Raw genomic sequence first — 16238 nt, 5'->3', positions numbered from 1 at the left:
TCTAATACGAATCAGCTTATGTGGAATACAGTCAGACCACGATCGCGACTCACTACTCTCAACCCGACACGCCGCACTCCAATATCGGCGAAACCGGCCACATGCCATTCACTGGCGAATCCGGCAGAAACATTACAATACGGTTCACCTATTTGTAAACAAATACGCGTACCAATAAAAATAGTGTTACGAATAGAATCAGTTTTTATAGAAATTCACACGCCATAATTCAATTTAGGAATATCTAAAAACAAGTGTAATTTCTATTAGAAATTAAAAGACGCGAAAACCTAGACGAGGATCACGTAACAGCGGAGCTAGCGAGAAAGAATCCACAAACTGAAAACGCTATTGCGTGGTAACACCCAAATACTTGGGAGAAGTCCGGCCCGCCATGTATACAATTCGGTCTACAGACTATCGTCGGCGCTAAAAGCACCCTGGCCAGAATGCGAAAGGTTATGAGAGCGCAAAAAAGTGTAACCGATCAAGCCATCGCCCAACGTGCTGCCTGGCGACAAATAGCCCGGCGGGCTACCCGCTCACTGCCGGCCCGGCACGCGACGCTTAACGGTTTCGCCCACAAGCCAGAGTCTCGTCTCGCCTCACAACCACAAAGCCCAACACCAAACCCAACCCCAGCGCCGTAGAATAGGTTTCTTCCGCACATCGGTTTTTCTCACCCGGCGTGTCGAAACCACTGGGTACGAATCGACTATCCTGTAACACGGGCTTCCATTTCAGCTGCGATTATCGCGGACCCGAGCCGCAACCAGAGGTGATCGCCGCCTCAATATTGGGCCAGTGTTATTGCTAACCTCATTAAAACAGGAGTAATGCTATGAGCTATATCGACGGTTTTGTCGCCGCCGTACCAACGGTAAATAAAGATCTGTACCTAGAGCACGTGAAAACAGCCGCCAAATGCTTTAAAGAACACGGCGCCCTTAAGCTAACAGAGTGCTGGGGCGATGATGTTCCGAGCGGAGAAACAACCTCCTTCCCCATGGCCGTTAAGTGCCAACCTGACGAAACCGTCGTGTTCGGCCTGGTCGAGTGGCCATCTAAAGCCGTTAGAGATAGCGGCATGCAAAAGGTGATGGAAGACGAGCGTATGAGCGCCGAGAACAACCCCATGCCGCTTGACGGTAAGCGGCTTATTTACGGCGGCTTTCAGGTGATTTTCAATCAATAACAAAAACAGCCCGCCTCAATCGTAAAGCGCAGGCGGGCCCTTCCGCAGCTTGGAGTAATGCTATGACGACGACAGCCAAAAACAGAGTATGCCTTTGGTTTGATGGCGACGCTGAAATGGCCGCCAAATTCTACGCGAGCATCTTTCCCGACTCTTCGGTGGATGCCGTTCATCGCGCGCCCAGCGATTACCCGGCGGGCAAGAAGGGCGATGTCATCACGGTAGATTTTACGGTTATGGGCATTGCTTGTATGGGCCTTAATGGTGGCTCGACATTTACCCACAACGAGTCATTTTCGTTTCAGGTGGCAACCATCGACCAGGCCGAAACCGACCAATACTGGAATGCCATTATCGCTAACGGCGGTGAGGCGAGCGCCTGCGGCTGGTGCAAAGACCGATGGGGGATTTCGTGGCAAATAACGCCGGTGGCACTGACCCAAGCGGTAACCAGTTCAGACGCAGCCCTCGCTGAGCGCGCCTTCGATGCCATGTTAACAATGACAAAAATCGATATTGATACCATAGAGGCGGCCGTTCGTGGCTAATCGGCCGCCCTCGATCCGCTAGCCTCACCAGCAGGTGCAAGATCGTCACGCTGGTTATATTCCCCCGCTTTAATAGAGGCATATGCGCTCCGCTGAAACGCCTCTGCTCTTGGATGCATCAAAACTCCCCCCATTGACCTACGCTCAATTAATCTATACATTTCGTTATGTTATAACATTACCATTAATTCATAAAGGTATCCAATGAAAGACGAAACAGCCGCGCTGTGCTCGGGACTATGTCTAATTCACTGCATTGTCACCCCTGCGCTACTAACAATGGGTGGCCTGGGGCTGGTTGGTAGCCTGTTTGCCTCCGAGTGGATGCACCTCGCACTCTTTGTACCCATTGCCGCGCTCGCCGGCATGAGCTTACCCTGCGGCTGGAAGCGTCACCGCCGCAGGCTCCCCGGCATCGCAGGCTTTACCGGGCTCGCTTTATTGTTTGCCGCACTACTGGCCCCGCACGAAGCCGAGGCCACGCTTTCAATCAGTGGCGGGCTACTTCTGATTGGCGGTCATCTCAGCAATCGTTTTCATTGCCGCCGAACTGTTACGAGCGAGGAGGCTGCATGCTAACCGAGCAGCAACTGCGACGAGCCCCTGCCGCCGATTATATGAATGAAGCTCAGCAAGCGTTTTTTAAAAAACACTTGCTGAATCTCAAGCAACAAACTCAAGTGCATATCGAAACCATTAAGCAACAATTGGCCAACCCGCCTGAATGTAACGACGAAGCCGACCGCGCCCAGTACGAAGACGACATGTACCTCAACCTGCGGCTGGTGGAGCGCGAGCACCGCTTGGTACGCAAAATCGACAGCGCGCTGCGCCGCCTGCAAACCGGCGAGTACGGTTACTGTCTGGAGACAGGCGACCCTATCGGCATCCCACGGTTACTGATTCGCCCAACCGCCGAGTTTGGCGCGGACTCTAAAGTAATTAACGAAGAGAAAGAGAGATTCTATGCCAGCTGAAACCGTCAAGTTGCCTGTCACCGTATTGTCTGGCTTTTTAGGCGCCGGCAAAACGACCGTGCTGAACCATATTTTGCATAACCGCGACAATCGTCGGGTAGCGGTTATCGTCAACGATATGAGTGAGGTTAATATCGATGCCGATTCAGTGAAAAATGACATCACCCTTAACCGCAGCGAAGAAAATCTGGTAGAGATGAGCAATGGCTGCATTTGCTGCACCTTGCGTGAAGACCTACTTCTGGAGGTGAGAGCCCTCGCCGAATCGGGTAAGTTCGATTATTTGTTGATCGAATCAACCGGGATCTCGGAGCCGTTACCGGTAGCCGAAACCTTCACTTTTGCCGACGAAGATGGCGTGAGCCTATCAGACATATCCCAGCTGGACACTATGGTGACCGTGGTAGACGCCGTTAACTTCAGCGCCGAATACGAATACGCCAAAGATTTAAAAGACTCCGATGAAAGTCTGGGGGAAGACGACGAGCGCAGCGTAACCGATTTGCTGGTTGAGCAAGTCGAGTTTGCCGATGTGATACTCATCAGCAAAACCGACTTGGTCGACGAGCCAGCGCTGCTAAATCTGCAAGGTTTGTTGCGCGGGCTTAATCACGATGCCGAAATCGTGCCTATTGCTAACGGCGCAGTGCCGCTGGATAAAGTACTCGGTACAGGGCGGTTTGACTTTGCGCGCGCCCAACAATCGCCTCTTTGGTTAAAAGAAATACGCGGTGAGCACACACCAGAAACCGAAGAGTACGGCATTGATAGTTTTGTTTACCGAGCGCGCCGCCCCTTTCACCCACACCGCTTTTTTGAGTTTATTCAGAACCCTGCGGCCGGCGGTCGTCTCATTCGCTCGAAGGGTTATTTTTGGCTCGCCTCGCGGCCTGAGTTTGCCGGCCAGTGGAGTCAAGCCGGCGGTATCGCCCGTCACGGTGCAGCCGGTATGTTCTGGCGCGCCATACCCGAGCAACACTGGCCCCAAGATGAAGAGACCTTAGAGTTTATTCGTGAAAAATGGCAAGAGCCATTTGGCGATATGCGCCAGGAGCTGGTGTTTATCGGCCAGGGGTTAAATCAAACGGTTATCACCGAACGACTGAACGCCTGCCTGCTGAATGACGACGAGTTGATGGCGGGTAAAGATTACTGGAAAAAACTGTCCGATCCTTTTCCTTCCTGGAGTGATGCCTAATGCAAAATATCGCCCCGGCTATTGCTACACCGCATGGATTAAGCCAGAGCAGCGAGCCCGCAGTATTCACCGACCTTCATAAGGCCGAGGTTAACTTATGTGTTTGGTCACGTGAGCTTGCCAATGACATCACCCGATACAGCGACTATTTACTCAGCCAATACCCGTACGCGACCGAAATACGCGTATTAGGTGACATGAAAATACTGGCGGAAACGCTGCGCAACAGTTTACCGATGCACAATCAACGAGAAGCCTTTATCGACGATATCTGTGTATTGGCAGACATGCTCATTTGCCTGCTAGATGCCAAGGCTGTGGGCCTACGATTATGTGTTACCCGTACCGCAAGTTGTCCACGTTTTCACGTGGATAAACTCGGCTGCCGCTTAATCACCACCTACCGGGGTAAAGCCACCGAATGGCTGGATAACATCAACCTCGATCGCACCAAGCTAGGCCGGGGCGCTTTAGGTAAAGACGACAGCAAAACAGGGCTTTACCTGAACTCGCAAGCCGTCCAGAAACTCGATCGCGGTGATGTGGCTTTATTAAAAGGCGAACTATGGCCCGGCAACGAGGGGCGGGGAATCATTCACCGCTCGCCAAAACTTGGCGAGAACGAGCGACGCCTGTTTATCACCATGGATGCGATCACATGAACCTATTCAACATCATCAATAATACCTTCTTAGCCGAAGCTAAATGCCAGCGGCTGGCTAAAAGGGCGGCGACATTGACACTCTTGGCCCTAACGTTTCCAGCGGTCGCTGCCAACATGCACGCGCACTCTCATGGCGTTGCGCAACTCACCATTGCCATGGAGGGGGATGAGCTTGCGGTAACCATCGTATCGCCGGCGGCCAGTATTGTCGGCTTTGAGCATAAGGCCCGTACAGATAGCGAAAAAGCAGCGCTGGACAACGCCAAAGAGTTATTAGAACAACCGAACGCCGTGCTTACCTTTACCGGTAGTGACTGTGAACTGCATGCAACCGCGATAGACCTGACCTCGATACTACCCGAGACTTCCGGCTCGCTCACCCAACGTGAAGGGCATTCACACGAAATCCACCAGCGAGAAAATCACAGCGAGATCAGCGCCCACTATGACTATCGATGCCAAAGCAATCACTTTCCGAGGTCGTTGGAACTGAGAATTTTTAGTGCCTTTGACGGCATAGAGAAAATCGACACCATGTGGATTCATCCTACGACACAGGGTGGCGCCACACTCACGCCGAAAGATAATAAAGTTGAGTTTGTACAATAACAATGAAACCCGTTAACAAGATTATTGAAGAGGCCGAGCGACAATGCATAAACCGAGGCACTCGGCTAACCACTAAGCGAAAGCAGATACTAGCGGGCCTAATCGAGTCCAACAAAGCCTTGTCTGCCTATGAGCTAATCGATTTTTGCAAGAGTCACTATGGGGATACATTTTCGGCCATGTCGACCTATCGAATTTTAGAATTCCTAGAGTCCGAAGGTTTGGCGCACAGACTGAACCTTGCCAACAAATACGTTGCCTGTGCTCATATTAACTGTGCCCACACACACGAAACACCACAGTTTTTAATCTGCCGGGAATGCAGCAAAGTGCGTGAAGTTAAAATAAAGCCAGATACGATATCTAATCTAAAAGACAACGCCGCAGACGCCGGCTTTATGTTAGTCACACCGCAATTTGAGATGAGCTGCCTCTGTAATGATTGCGCACCCAACAAAACTTAACGCTAAAAGATGTCGAATTACTAAGATCAAACAGGATTACTTATGAAAGCCGCACAAGCGATTACCGATAAACTGGCATTAAGCTTATCACTGGCATGCGCGATTCACTGCCTCGCAGTGCCTTTACTGCTGGCCCTACTACCCAGCCTGGCCGCCCTGCAGCTAGATCACGAGATATTTCATGCGTGGATGTTGGTAGCGGTCATTCCGAGCAGCATCTTCGCGTTAACCTTAGGCTGCAAGCAGCACAGACGCCTTGGCGTTTTAATACTCGGCGGCATAGGCTTGACGTTTTTAACACTTGCAGTGGTATTGGGTGAAGCGCGCATTGGTGAGTCCGGGGAAAAAGCGTTAACGCTAGTGGGCGCTGCATTTGTCGCACTCGGGCATTTAATTAACTACCGCTTATGCAGTGCCGTGAAAGCCAATAAGTGCGCCTGCCCTGGCGATCGAGTATAGGTTTTTTAGTGAAACGAGATTTCTTTGTCAACCTAGAAAATCACGACAAAAACAAACCATTGCCTTTAGCTGAACTGACTGAAGAGCTCGCGTTTAATCGCGACGGATTGATCCCTGTCATTACCCAAGATGCCAGCTCGGGCACCGTCTTGATGTTCGCCTGGATGAACAAAGACGCACTGGCGAGCACGCTGAAAACCGGTCGCGTCACCTATTGGTCCCGCAGCCGACAAAAACTTTGGGTTAAAGGCGAAACCAGTGGCCACACACAGCACCTCGTTTCAATGTCGTTTGATTGTGATGGTGATGCAGTGCTCTGCCAGATTGAGCAGAACGGTGCCGCCTGCCACACTGGCAGACGATCGTGTTTTTACCTGGAGGCCGAACAAAAGACGCAGCGCGTTTGGGTAACCGGATACTCCGCAACACCCACATTAATATCGCCCGATAGTACCGACTAAGCCGCACGGCTACGGTATGTTAGAGAGAGGATTAACATTCAGTAACAATGAGTATTGCAACAGCATTACCGGATATCGCCAAATCTCACAGCGATACGGCCACAGGTCGCCTGCAGTGGGTGGGCATGGAGGGCATCGCGGTGCCACTAACGCTTGATAATGGCACGGGTCAGCAACAAGCCGTTGCCGCCAAGGCCAGCGTGTATGTGAGTTTGGATGACGCGACTGAAAAAGGTATCCACATGTCTCGCCTACACGCTCTTCTCAATCAGTTAACGCAAAAGCCTTGCGACAAAACTGAGTTCGATGCGTTGCTGCTAAAGATGGTGGCATCGCAAGCAGGCATTAGTCACAACGCAAAGTTCGATTTGTGCTTTGATTACTATATGGCTAAAACTTCGCTGCTAAGCAACGAAACCGGCTTCCAGTCTTACCGCATCGAAATCGGGGGAGAGATACATAGGGGAAACTGTGCCTATCGACTCAAAGTCACGCTACCGTATTCCAGCACCTGCCCTTGTTCCGCGGCACTAGCCCGCCAACTGTTAGCCGATGCCATCGATTCACAGTTCGATACCGCTAACATCAGCAAGCAGGACGTACTCGATTGGGCCCAAAAATCCAGTATCGCCACCCCTCACAGCCAACGCTCCTACGTCTACTTAGATTTATCGCTCGGTAATAACGAATGGCCATCATTGGCATCGTTAATTTTGCAGATAGAAGACGCCCTGGGAACACCAGTGCAAACCATGGTCAAGCGCCAGGATGAACAAGAGTTTGCTCGCTTGAATGCCGAAAATTTAATGTTTTGCGAAGATGCTGCCCGCAAGATAAAAACGCTGTTAGAGCAATCATCCTGGGTAGAAGATTACTGGTTTAAAGTGGAGCACCAAGAGAGCCTGCATGCCCATAACGCCGTCGTAACCGACCGAAAATTTTACAATACCCACGAGGTCCCAACTACGCTATGAACACATCGCAAAACACCAACGCTGAAATGACGGATACCTGCTGCACAAGTTCTGGCTGTTGCGCGCCTACTGAGCCGCTCATGCGCGACACGCCCAAAGTAGGCCGTAACGATCCCTGCCCCTGCGGTAACGGCAAGAAATTTAAAAAGTGTTGCGGTATGTAAGTAACGGGAGCGTAAGTGTCAGGGCTATTTTCTTGCCATGCAAAGCGTTGTCGCTAACTGGGCTCGTCGTTCGCTAGACGCTCAGGTAAATGACCAGTTGCCATAATGCGGCCAAAACCGGATTACTCCTCTTCATACAGCGCCATCTCGTCCACGGACATTTGGTAGGCCGCTTGAGACAAGTCCGTTTCGACCAGTTCAATGCTTAAAGTTCCCGACACCCAAAAAGGATCATACAAGGCCTCAAGGATAATGCCCTCTTTAAACTTTGCGTAAATAACCTGATTGGGCGGCGGAGGGGGAAGATGTATGCAAGCACCAAAAAACGGCACCAGTAAAAACTCGGTGATACGCTGATCATCGTCAAAACGTAAGGGCACCACAAAGCCCGGTATGCGAATCGCTTTATCATTGTATTCGGGCACGGTTTTTGCCGAGCGTAGTGCACGGCTGTAGGGGTCGTCATCAGGCAACCCTTCCAGCCCCTCCCCTGCGGGGGGCATCTCATCGGCCGCCGCCCCTTCGGGTACCTCATCAATCCAGTCGGGCCGATTGAGCAACGCCTCCAGATCTTCGGGTGGCATCAAATCTGGCCATTCGATTGTCTGGTAATCTTTAGACCAACTTGCCGCGCTCACCACACTCAGCAGTATTAGCACACACATTGACGCTATTTTCATGTCACACCTTGCTAGCCGCAAAACACACGTTATAACATAACCAATTAACCCCAAGCGACCCGACGTATGCCAAACGACTACGCAATAGACATTACCGATATCGAGTACGGTCATAAAAAGGGGCCGCGTTGGCGCTTACCCCGCTGGCAGATAACCGCCGGGCAAACCATTTTTATGCAAGCGCCGTCCGGGGCGGGGAAATCCACGTTGCTAAACGTGCTGGCTGGGCTTATTCCGGTTAATAGCGGCCAACTCAAGGTATTACAAGAGCCGCTGCATGAGCGACGTCAAACAGCCCCCTGGCGGGCGCGCCACCTTGGCGTTATTTTCCAAAGCCTTAATTTACTGGACTACTTGAACTGTCTGGATAATATTCTGCTAGCGGCGCATTTCGCTAACAACGGCGAGCCACGACTTGCCGATAAAGCCCGTAAGTTGATGACCCGGCTCAACCTGCCGCAACAACTGCTGCACAAAAAAGCCAGTGAACTCAGCGTAGGGCAGCGGCAACGGGTGGCGATTGCGCGGGCGCTGATTAACGACCCCCCGATGATTCTTGCCGATGAACCCACCTCGGCGCTCGATCAGGACAATACCGACGACTTTATGGCGTTGTTGTTTGAGCTGGTGCGTGAGCGAAATTGCACACTACTATTGGCCAGCCACGACCAACGACTGGGAGGCTCGTTCGATCAACACACCCCGCTAAGCGATTTGATACAACCACTATGATGATACGCCTTGCCATAAAGAGCCTGATCAGCCGCCGTTTTAGTGCGTTTGTCTGTATCGCCATGGTCGCTTTAAGCTCTATCGCACTGTTGACGGTAGACACTTTGTACCGTGGCACTCAGTCCGCCTTTGGCCGCAGCGTACAAGAAATTGATTTAATTGTTGGCGCGCCCACCGGCGACATTAATTTATTATTGTTTTCCGCCTTTCAGGTGGGCGCACCCAGCCGCGAAGTGAGCATAAATACCTTCACCCGCTGGCAACAGGATCCTGGCGTTGCCCGTGCGGTGCCACTCATGCTGGGCGACAGTCACAAGGGCTTTCGGGTCATCGGCACCGATGCCAGTATGTTCGATCATATGCAAGCGGTACTTGAGCGCGACCCTTTTGCTCAGGGTAATGCCTTCAAACATGTCTTTGAGGTAACGCTGGGCCATGAGGTGGCGCGAAAATTAGGTTACCAACCCGGTGATGAACTTATCCTCAGCCACGGCTTTGGCAATCATAGCTTTCAGCAGCACAAAGCTCGCACCTTTACCGTTACGGGCATTCTTACGGCGAGTGGTACACCCATCGATAAAACCTTGCAAGTTAGCCTGGACGGCATTGAGGCCATCCACTGGCCCCCCGCCACATTAGCCGCCCTACCCGCACAACTCAAAATTGGTGAAAATCCGGCATTAAAACCCGACAGCTTAGCCGCGTTCTATTTAACGCTGACCAACAAAGTGCGCACCTTTCAGGTACAGCGATCCATCAACCAAAGCGAGGCGGAACCGGCCCAAGCCATATTACCCGGTGTCGCTATCACTCAGTTGTGGTCCATGCTCGATTGGGTCGAAGCGGCACTGCTTGGCCTCGGCTTGCTTGCAACTATGGTCGCCGCCATCGGTGTGGGCAGCACCTTATTAACTCACTTGGACAAACGCTTGGGCGAATTTCAATTACTGAAAACGTTAGGCGCCAGACATCGCTTTATTTTTGCGCTTTTAGTGATCGAGACTGCAAGCTTAGTCGCCCTTGGCATGCTAATAGGCGTTACCTGTACCGTGCTACTGGAGCGCGCCATGCTGAGCATTGCACAAAGTCGCTGGGGGCTTTACTGGCCGCTCGACATTGACTGGCTCTGGCTTGGGGGCGCCATGCTTTCACTTAGCCTGGCTAGTGGTTTACTGCTTGCGAGCATTAGTACGTGGCAACTTAAAAGACGTGAATAACCGTCTCGACAGGGAGCAACCGCGACAAACACAACCGATCGCCTAACCTCTAGCCGCGACCTAAAAGAACAAGGCCTCCTTCCCATTGTCTAGCAATATTTATCACACCTTAAAATACACACGTGGTTCATCTGTATAATTAGGGGTTAAACGGCTTAGTTCCCTCTCGTATATCATTAATCGTCACAAAACAGGAGCCCGCCCCATGATCGAATTCGTCGAGCCTATCGCCGAGTGGATTGCAGCACTAATTGAGATACTCGGTATTTTCATTATTGTTGCGTTCTCGGTTTACACATTGGCCTATGGCGCTTTTAGTTTACTCAAGAAAAAGAACCCCGAGATTATTTACAGTCAGATTCGGCGGCGTCTGGGACGAGGGATTCTACTGGGGTTAGAATTTTTAGTAGCGGCCGATATTATTCACACTGTCGCGGTAGAGCTCACCTTCACCACTGTGGGTGTACTGGCCATTGTGGTACTTATCCGAACCTTTCTCAGCTTTACCCTCGACCTTGAGATTACCGGCCGGTGGCCTTGGCAAGATGCCCCCAAAGCGTAGTCGTTGGCATTATGCCCACCTTTTTAACACCCTCCCACTTAAAGAGTTGGATCGTCTGTCGAACTCGTAGCGCTGGCATAGAAGTTGCCCTATTCATGTTACGAGGCTGACAATGCTTATTTTCACGTTAATGTTGTAACTCTTACGCAGTTAAGCGTAAAGATTTTATAGCAGACCGTCAGCCGGCATTAATGAATGAAACCGGCCGGACAACGCAATCTCGCAACTTTTACAGGGGCCGTTAGTTTCAAAAAACTTCACCATCAGGAGCAGTTTTATGGACGCCCAAAATCCAGAGTACCAGTACACCCAGGTTAAGGGTCATCGCATTGCTTATATAGAACAGGGTACCGGCCCAACCCTTATTTTTTTACACGGCATTCCCACCTCTGCACTGTTATGGCGTAACGTCATACCAACACTCGCGAAACATTACAGGGTAATCGCGCCGGATATGCTTAACTATGGGAAATCGGATAAACCCGCCGATGCTAACGTGTCAATCGCCGCACAAAGCGAGATTCTTTTAGGCTTGATGGATGGCCTGGGCATTCGCAGCGCCGACTTAGTAGCGCACGACATTGGCGGTGGCGTGGCGCAAATAATAGCAACTCAACATCCCGAGCGTATTAATCGGTTAGTGTTGGCTGACGCGGTTTGTTTTGACTCTTGGCCTATACCCGAGTTTAAGCCTCTGCAAGAACCTAAGGCGGAGGACGACATGACTCCCGCGGAACTGGAAAGCATGCTAAGGGACTTCTTACCTCAAGGTATGCACGACTCATCCAATGCCACCGAAGAGCTCGCCGACATGGTGATAGAACCCTGGAAAGGCGAACTTGGCAAAAAAGCTTTCTTTCGAAATTTACGCCGCCTCAACCCGGAATATACCTTGGCCCTTGCAGATGAATTAACGTCTTTGCCACATAAAACACTAATATTGTGGGGGCAGCATGATAGCTTTCAAAAGCCTGAATACGCCGAAAAACTCGCGAGTGCAATTCCCGACTCACGGATCGAGTGGGTCAACTCCGCCCACTGGATCACTGAAGAGCAACCTGAAGAGGTAGCAAAAGTCCTCGGTAATTTTTTACGTAACTAACAGGCTTTGACTACACTGAAATGAGTAAAGAGGGGCTCTTGGGCCCCTCTTTAGCGAGACACTGTCGTAATATCCCATCCATTTAATCAACAATGTCTTTCATAGACACTGCTATTTCCGCGTAGTCCGTTGTCTCAATAAAACCGATAGAAAACGTATTAGGCTGAGTTAAGTATTTATTTTTATCGCGCCGACCAAAACCTAGTACGGTCATATAGGGGCGGCTGACATAATCGTCAGGATGCTCGTCATTCTCATGGTGAAGCATAAACAGCATGCGCGAGCTTTTTGCATCGCCAAAGGCATACCACTCAGGATCTGGCAAATCACCCTTAAAGGGCTCGTTAATGAGCTGCTGCCGACTAGTGGCCGAGTTGTACCAAAAATCATCATTATCCATCGAGCCACCGGGCACGCCTTCGTACTGCACCCAATACTGATAACCGGGGCTTACTTTACTCATGGTGAAGTCGCAGCGGTCAGGGTAGAAGTCCCACCGTCCTTCCCACTGCCCATTATCCGAGGTAAAGATAATTTGGACGTGATCGTCCGTATTAAGGGTTACTACAGAGCGGGATGGATCGGTACCCGCGTTCATAGCGTGAAAGTAACTGCCATCCTGTTTGTGAATCGCATTGGGAAAGCCCCGATACTCGCCCTTCCAGCCTGAGCCTGCCTCGCTGTGAAAGCCCAACCAATCGACACCATCGTTGTCTAGCATGCTAGACAAACCGCCGCCTGACTTTTCGAGATAAAAGGTAGCGTTTTCAATTTCGACAATATACGCCGACAACCCGCCGGCCGAATCATCGACTCCATGAGTTAAACGCACGACAGAATCTGATGGCATGTTCGCGCAAGAAACAAGCGCGGCCAGAATACTGACCAGAGCAAATACTTTCGTAATCTTTATCATCGGCAACCTACTTTCATGTTAAGAAATTCAAAAATCAAACGGCGACCTGACTCGACAAGGTTTTTTGATAGCGATTTTTATAGCGGTAAAATGGCACTGTTTTTAACAGCTCTTCAAGAGGCAAAAGTGCAAACGCCCAAAATATCGATACATCAAAGTACAGAATGAGCAGGGCACACAGCGGAACTGATATAACCCACTGAGTATAGAAGTGAATTTTTAGCACTCGGGAACTCTGCCCCATGGCGCGCAGCACATTGCCAGCAATGGTATTGTAGGCTCGGATAACCGGAAGAATAATATACAGTGGCGCAATAACATTCAGCGCACGCTGAGTCTCTGGAGCTATATCCGGATAAATGTAAGGGACACAAACGCTCAGAACGATGAATGCCAGTGCGGTGGCAAAAGCCAGCATCATCCCAAACCGGGTACAAGCCGGTATAAAACTGATGACACCTTTTAAATGACTTTTCCCCAAAGCCTGACTAATGGTAATCGCCGACGCCTGTGCCCACGCGTTAGGAAACTGGGTGCCGCCGCGTACCCACGGAAAAATAAGAGTGATGGCCGCAAACGAATATACCGATAGCTGAGCAAACAACAGCTGATACACTGTTGCCCCCACCGACAAAATAATAAAATTGGCCGCAATCGGGTAAATCACCGAAAATTGAGGGTTAATCTCCCCCAAAAATGGCCGCCCCTTCGGGTAGCGTAGGTTTAAAGAACCGCGGTAAAGGCACGAGAATAAAAATCCTGCGCGCAAACATACCGCCAGCAAACTACCCCAGGCAGCTCCTTCTACTCCAACACCCTCGAACCCAGCGCCCCCATGAATCAGGAAGTAACTGATGGCGATATTCGCCGGGATTTCGAACAAAAAGCCTTTGAGAGGAACCTTGGAATTCCCCAAACCATTAAAAAGTGCGGTACAGCTTTGACTGTAAGCCGAGACCAGTACAATGTATTTGGCGACGTTCAGATAGGTGTTGGTTTGCTCCGCCAGCACCGTATCATCGGTAATCAGTGCTACCAGCGAGTCACTAAAAAGTGCCAGCGCAATAAAAAAGACGACGCCCGTAACGCCGTTAATAAAGACGCCAGCCCAGTAGGCCACATTTATATCGGACTGGTTGCCCGAGCCGTAAGCTCTACCCACCAACAGTTGAATACCATTGCCTATAGCAATTTCGACGCCGAGCACAAACGTAATTAAGGTCGTGGCGATACCCATAGCCGCGACGGACAGCTCACCTAAGGGCGCCACTAGCAAGGTATCAATCATCAGCATGGACTGAATCAGCAACGCGTTCAACGCCAGTGGCCACGCTAACGAGAGGTTTTGGCGTAAATAACTATCGTACCTAATCAAATCTAACCCTGCGTTTATCAGTTCACTGACAACAATCGTCTCAAGACTACGGCGCACGTTAATGCACCAATGATTGGTTTCTACTCACCAAAAAAGGCGAAACTCACCCTCTTGCATAAAACCACTACACAATCAAGGAGAGCTCGCTCAAGGCACCAACCGCCCAAGCTTGACCTCAGGCAGTACTGGTTTTCTCAGAGTCAGGCCGTGCACTTTTTTGCAGCAGAGCGCCAATCATAAAAATTATGAAAGAACAAGCCACAAACATAACCCGGCCCCAAAGGGGGTTAGGAATAAGCGTCATTAACAACACGCCGGCGCCCATAATCTTAATCATCAAGCCGAGCTTGTTACGCTGCTGACGATCGTAATCGTCTTGCTCGTTATCGGACACAACGGGTGTTTCTAAGTCTTTAAAGAAGCTATCCGTTTCAGCTTTGTTTTTATCTGAGCTGTCGCGGTAAAACAGCGTGGTGGCACAGAAGAACCCAGCGGTAACCAACAGATGTCCGGCCAGAGTAATCATCAAGTTTATATCCACCGCCTCGCGACCGGTTAGCGTAGGCATACCCACCATCTCGGCAAAAACCTCTGCCGTAAATACATTGGCGACAAACCACGAAACCAAAAGACCTAACGCGACCGTTGCCCATGGCGCCCACTGAGGGGTTTTACGGATCACAATGCCAAGCAGAAGAGGTATCATCAGCGGCACCTGGATCATGGTAGAAACCGACATCATAAGCTCAAACAAACTAAGCTCGCGTAACGACTTAAAGTACAGGGCCACGATAATGACCAGAATACCGCTGATAAAGCTCACCAAACGGCTCACTTTAAGTAACCTTTTATCATCCGACACCTTACCCCGACGGGCAAGAAACGGCTGATAGATACTGCGCACGAAGATGCCAGAGTTTTTATTAAGTGCCGAATCCATCGACGACATAGAGGCGGCAAACAAACCGGCCATTAATAGCCCCACAGTGCCCACCGGCATAGCGTTACGCGTAAATACTAAGTACACCGCATCTTCGGCTTTGTCACCCAGCTGTGAATACGCTGTGGCCGCATCCGGATACAAAATCGCCGCCGCCCATGGAGGAATAAACCAGATAATACTGCCCACGCCCATTAACACCATCGCCAACAGTGCCGCCTTGCGGGCGTTATCAGAATCTTTGGCATTCAGAAACCGAAACGAATCGTTCAGGTTCATGATGGTGATTAATTGCTTGGCTAAAAAGAAGACAAAGGTACCCACCAAGATAAGCCCATAATTCATATCCGGGCCCATAACAAAGCCCCCGGGGAAATTGCTGACCAGCTCAACCGGGCCGCCCACTTTGACCAAGGCGACAATTGCGCACGCCACCGACACCACAGCCACAATCAGTGTTTGCACAAAATCGGACGCAACCACCCCCCAAGAACCTGACAATACCGATACAAACAATACGGTAAGCCCTGTTGCAATAATGGTAATGTCAATATCGGCATCAAATACGGCGCTGGCAAAGACGCCCAGCGCGTTTAGCCAAACTCCCGCGTTAATGAAGCTAAAGACAATCAATGCCCAGGAAAAAAATGTTTCGTTCTGATCGCCAAAACGCCTTTTAATCGCCTGTGAGGGGGTATCGACCCGCATTTGCCGAAAACGATGGCTAAAGAAAGCCCAACCACAAAAATAAGCAAAAGTATTGGCAAAGAACACCAGGCAGATTGCAAAGCCATCGGAAAAGGCCTTACCTGCCCCGCCCGTAAACGTCCATGCTGAGAACTGGGCCATGAACGCTGTTGAGCCCACCATCCACCACAACATGCGACCGCCGCCGCGAAAGTAATCACTGGTCGAGTGTTTGGCCAGCTTAGTAAACGAAAAACCAACAGCCAGAACCAGAAAAAAATAGCCTGCAATGACGATATAGTCATACACCATAA

The 16238-nt window shown here is 50.6% G+C and carries 20 protein-coding genes; 16 read left to right on the top strand and 4 right to left on the bottom strand.

The window, feature by feature from the left end; genetic code table 11:
- Nucleotides 1-841 precede the first annotated feature (841 nt).
- From SD69_RS04220 to SD69_RS19160, 12 genes are all read left to right on the top strand, one after another.
- A complete protein-coding gene (locus SD69_RS04220; protein ID WP_041522219.1) occupies nucleotides 842-1195 on the top strand; it encodes a DUF1428 domain-containing protein in 354 nt (117 codons plus the stop codon).
- Between the two features lie 62 nt (nucleotides 1196-1257).
- On the top strand, nucleotides 1258-1743 hold the full coding sequence (locus tag SD69_RS04215; RefSeq protein ID WP_041522218.1) for a VOC family protein: 486 nt from the start codon (nucleotides 1258-1260) through the stop codon (nucleotides 1741-1743).
- A 204-nt stretch (nucleotides 1744-1947) separates the two neighbouring features.
- Entirely contained in the window at nucleotides 1948-2322 is a 375-nt protein-coding gene (locus tag SD69_RS04210; protein WP_041522217.1) for a MerC domain-containing protein, read from the top strand.
- Complete coding sequence (locus tag SD69_RS04205) at nucleotides 2316-2720, top strand: TraR/DksA C4-type zinc finger protein (RefSeq protein WP_041522216.1); 405 nt, start codon at nucleotides 2316-2318, stop codon at nucleotides 2718-2720. The genes SD69_RS04210 and SD69_RS04205 overlap by 7 nt, the downstream gene beginning before the upstream one ends.
- Nucleotides 2710-3918 (top strand): zinc metallochaperone GTPase ZigA, encoded by a 1209-nt coding sequence (gene zigA, locus SD69_RS04200; RefSeq protein WP_041522215.1) that lies wholly within the window; start codon nucleotides 2710-2712, stop codon nucleotides 3916-3918. The genes SD69_RS04205 and zigA overlap by 11 nt, the downstream gene beginning before the upstream one ends.
- Nucleotides 3918-4580, top strand: coding sequence for a DUF1826 domain-containing protein (locus tag SD69_RS04195; RefSeq protein WP_052480878.1), 663 nt, complete (start codon nucleotides 3918-3920; stop codon nucleotides 4578-4580). Before zigA ends, SD69_RS04195 begins: the two co-directional genes overlap by 1 nt.
- Nucleotides 4577-5191, top strand: a complete 615-nt coding sequence (locus SD69_RS04190; RefSeq protein WP_041522214.1) for a DUF2796 domain-containing protein — start codon at nucleotides 4577-4579, stop codon at nucleotides 5189-5191. The genes SD69_RS04195 and SD69_RS04190 overlap by 4 nt, the downstream gene beginning before the upstream one ends.
- A gap of 2 nt (nucleotides 5192-5193) precedes the next feature.
- Nucleotides 5194-5655 carry a Fur family transcriptional regulator gene (locus SD69_RS04185; RefSeq protein WP_041522213.1) on the top strand — a complete coding sequence of 154 codons (462 nt, stop codon included), beginning with the start codon at nucleotides 5194-5196 and terminating at the stop codon, nucleotides 5653-5655.
- A gap of 42 nt (nucleotides 5656-5697) precedes the next feature.
- Nucleotides 5698-6114: a MerC domain-containing protein gene (locus tag SD69_RS04180; RefSeq protein WP_041522212.1), complete on the top strand. Its 417-nt coding sequence runs from the start codon at nucleotides 5698-5700 to the stop codon at nucleotides 6112-6114.
- An 8-nt stretch (nucleotides 6115-6122) separates the two neighbouring features.
- A complete protein-coding gene (hisI, locus tag SD69_RS04175; RefSeq protein WP_041522211.1) occupies nucleotides 6123-6575 on the top strand; it encodes a phosphoribosyl-AMP cyclohydrolase in 453 nt (150 codons plus the stop codon).
- 47 nt (nucleotides 6576-6622) lie between these two features.
- Nucleotides 6623-7549, top strand: a complete 927-nt coding sequence (gene folE2, locus SD69_RS04170) for a GTP cyclohydrolase FolE2 (protein ID WP_041522210.1) — start codon at nucleotides 6623-6625, stop codon at nucleotides 7547-7549.
- Complete coding sequence (locus tag SD69_RS19160; RefSeq protein WP_084591481.1) at nucleotides 7546-7713, top strand: SEC-C metal-binding domain-containing protein; 168 nt, start codon at nucleotides 7546-7548, stop codon at nucleotides 7711-7713. Before folE2 ends, SD69_RS19160 begins: the two co-directional genes overlap by 4 nt.
- Nucleotides 7714-7835: 122 nt before the next feature.
- On the opposite strand, the gene SD69_RS04165 is transcribed toward SD69_RS19160, so the two are convergent.
- Complete coding sequence (locus SD69_RS04165; protein WP_041522209.1) at nucleotides 7836-8393, bottom strand: DUF3299 domain-containing protein; 558 nt, start codon at nucleotides 8391-8393, stop codon at nucleotides 7836-7838.
- 66 nt (nucleotides 8394-8459) lie between these two features.
- On the opposite strand from SD69_RS04165, the gene SD69_RS04160 reads away from it, so the two are divergent.
- The 4 genes from SD69_RS04160 (at nucleotide 8460) to SD69_RS04145 (ending at nucleotide 12006) form a co-directional block, all read left to right on the top strand.
- Entirely contained in the window at nucleotides 8460-9125 is a 666-nt protein-coding gene (locus SD69_RS04160) for an ATP-binding cassette domain-containing protein (protein WP_041522208.1), read from the top strand.
- The gene (locus tag SD69_RS04155) at nucleotides 9122-10342 is read left to right on the top strand and encodes an ABC transporter permease (RefSeq protein WP_084591480.1); all 1221 of its coding nucleotides are present in this window, start codon (nucleotides 9122-9124) and stop codon (nucleotides 10340-10342) included. Before SD69_RS04160 ends, SD69_RS04155 begins: the two co-directional genes overlap by 4 nt.
- Nucleotides 10343-10547: 205 nt before the next feature.
- Entirely contained in the window at nucleotides 10548-10904 is a 357-nt protein-coding gene (locus SD69_RS04150) for a DUF1622 domain-containing protein (RefSeq protein WP_052480876.1), read from the top strand.
- Between the two features lie 277 nt (nucleotides 10905-11181).
- Nucleotides 11182-12006: an alpha/beta fold hydrolase gene (locus tag SD69_RS04145; protein ID WP_041522207.1), complete on the top strand. Its 825-nt coding sequence runs from the start codon at nucleotides 11182-11184 to the stop codon at nucleotides 12004-12006.
- 82 nt (nucleotides 12007-12088) lie between these two features.
- On the opposite strand, the gene SD69_RS04140 is transcribed toward SD69_RS04145, so the two are convergent.
- From SD69_RS04140 to SD69_RS04130, 3 genes are all read right to left on the bottom strand, one after another.
- Nucleotides 12089-12922, bottom strand: coding sequence for a hypothetical protein (locus SD69_RS04140; RefSeq protein ID WP_041522206.1), 834 nt, complete (start codon nucleotides 12920-12922; stop codon nucleotides 12089-12091).
- A 34-nt stretch (nucleotides 12923-12956) separates the two neighbouring features.
- Nucleotides 12957-14354, bottom strand: a complete 1398-nt coding sequence (locus tag SD69_RS04135) for an MATE family efflux transporter (RefSeq protein WP_232301149.1) — start codon at nucleotides 14352-14354, stop codon at nucleotides 12957-12959.
- A 118-nt stretch (nucleotides 14355-14472) separates the two neighbouring features.
- Nucleotides 14473-16236 (bottom strand): sodium:solute symporter family transporter, encoded by a 1764-nt coding sequence (locus tag SD69_RS04130; protein ID WP_041522205.1) that lies wholly within the window; start codon nucleotides 16234-16236, stop codon nucleotides 14473-14475.
- Between the last annotated feature and the right edge of the window lie 2 nt (nucleotides 16237-16238).

Origin of the sequence: Gilvimarinus agarilyticus, from assembly GCF_000832015.1 — a bacterium.
Lineage (GTDB): Bacteria > Pseudomonadota > Gammaproteobacteria > Pseudomonadales > Cellvibrionaceae > Gilvimarinus > Gilvimarinus agarilyticus.
This window is presented reverse-complemented; position numbering and strand designations above follow the sequence as displayed.

Bases quoted from the DNA above. Each gene is read 5' to 3' on its own strand.
- SD69_RS04220 (WP_041522219.1), top strand. From the start codon at position 842: ATGAGCTATATCGACGGTTTTGTCGCCGCCGTACCAACGGTAAATAAA.
- SD69_RS04215 (WP_041522218.1), top strand. From the start codon at position 1,258: ATGACGACGACAGCCAAAAACAGAGTATGCCTTTGGTTTGATGGCGAC.
- SD69_RS04210 (WP_041522217.1), top strand. From the start codon at position 1,948: ATGAAAGACGAAACAGCCGCGCTGTGCTCGGGACTATGTCTAATTCAC.
- SD69_RS04205 (WP_041522216.1), top strand. From the start codon at position 2,316: ATGCTAACCGAGCAGCAACTGCGACGAGCCCCTGCCGCCGATTATATG.
- zigA (WP_041522215.1), top strand. From the start codon at position 2,710: ATGCCAGCTGAAACCGTCAAGTTGCCTGTCACCGTATTGTCTGGCTTT.
- SD69_RS04195 (WP_052480878.1), top strand. From the start codon at position 3,918: ATGCAAAATATCGCCCCGGCTATTGCTACACCGCATGGATTAAGCCAG.
- SD69_RS04190 (WP_041522214.1), top strand. From the start codon at position 4,577: ATGAACCTATTCAACATCATCAATAATACCTTCTTAGCCGAAGCTAAA.
- SD69_RS04185 (WP_041522213.1), top strand. From the start codon at position 5,194: ATGAAACCCGTTAACAAGATTATTGAAGAGGCCGAGCGACAATGCATA.
- SD69_RS04180 (WP_041522212.1), top strand. From the start codon at position 5,698: ATGAAAGCCGCACAAGCGATTACCGATAAACTGGCATTAAGCTTATCA.
- folE2 (WP_041522210.1), top strand. From the start codon at position 6,623: ATGAGTATTGCAACAGCATTACCGGATATCGCCAAATCTCACAGCGAT.
- SD69_RS19160 (WP_084591481.1), top strand. From the start codon at position 7,546: ATGAACACATCGCAAAACACCAACGCTGAAATGACGGATACCTGCTGC.
- SD69_RS04165 (WP_041522209.1), bottom strand. From the start codon at position 8,393: ATGAAAATAGCGTCAATGTGTGTGCTAATACTGCTGAGTGTGGTGAGC.
- SD69_RS04160 (WP_041522208.1), top strand. From the start codon at position 8,460: ATGCCAAACGACTACGCAATAGACATTACCGATATCGAGTACGGTCAT.
- SD69_RS04155 (WP_084591480.1), top strand. From the start codon at position 9,122: ATGATGATACGCCTTGCCATAAAGAGCCTGATCAGCCGCCGTTTTAGT.
- SD69_RS04150 (WP_052480876.1), top strand. From the start codon at position 10,548: ATGATCGAATTCGTCGAGCCTATCGCCGAGTGGATTGCAGCACTAATT.
- SD69_RS04145 (WP_041522207.1), top strand. From the start codon at position 11,182: ATGGACGCCCAAAATCCAGAGTACCAGTACACCCAGGTTAAGGGTCAT.
- SD69_RS04140 (WP_041522206.1), bottom strand. From the start codon at position 12,922: ATGATAAAGATTACGAAAGTATTTGCTCTGGTCAGTATTCTGGCCGCG.
- SD69_RS04130 (WP_041522205.1), bottom strand. From the start codon at position 16,236: ATGGTGTATGACTATATCGTCATTGCAGGCTATTTTTTTCTGGTTCTG.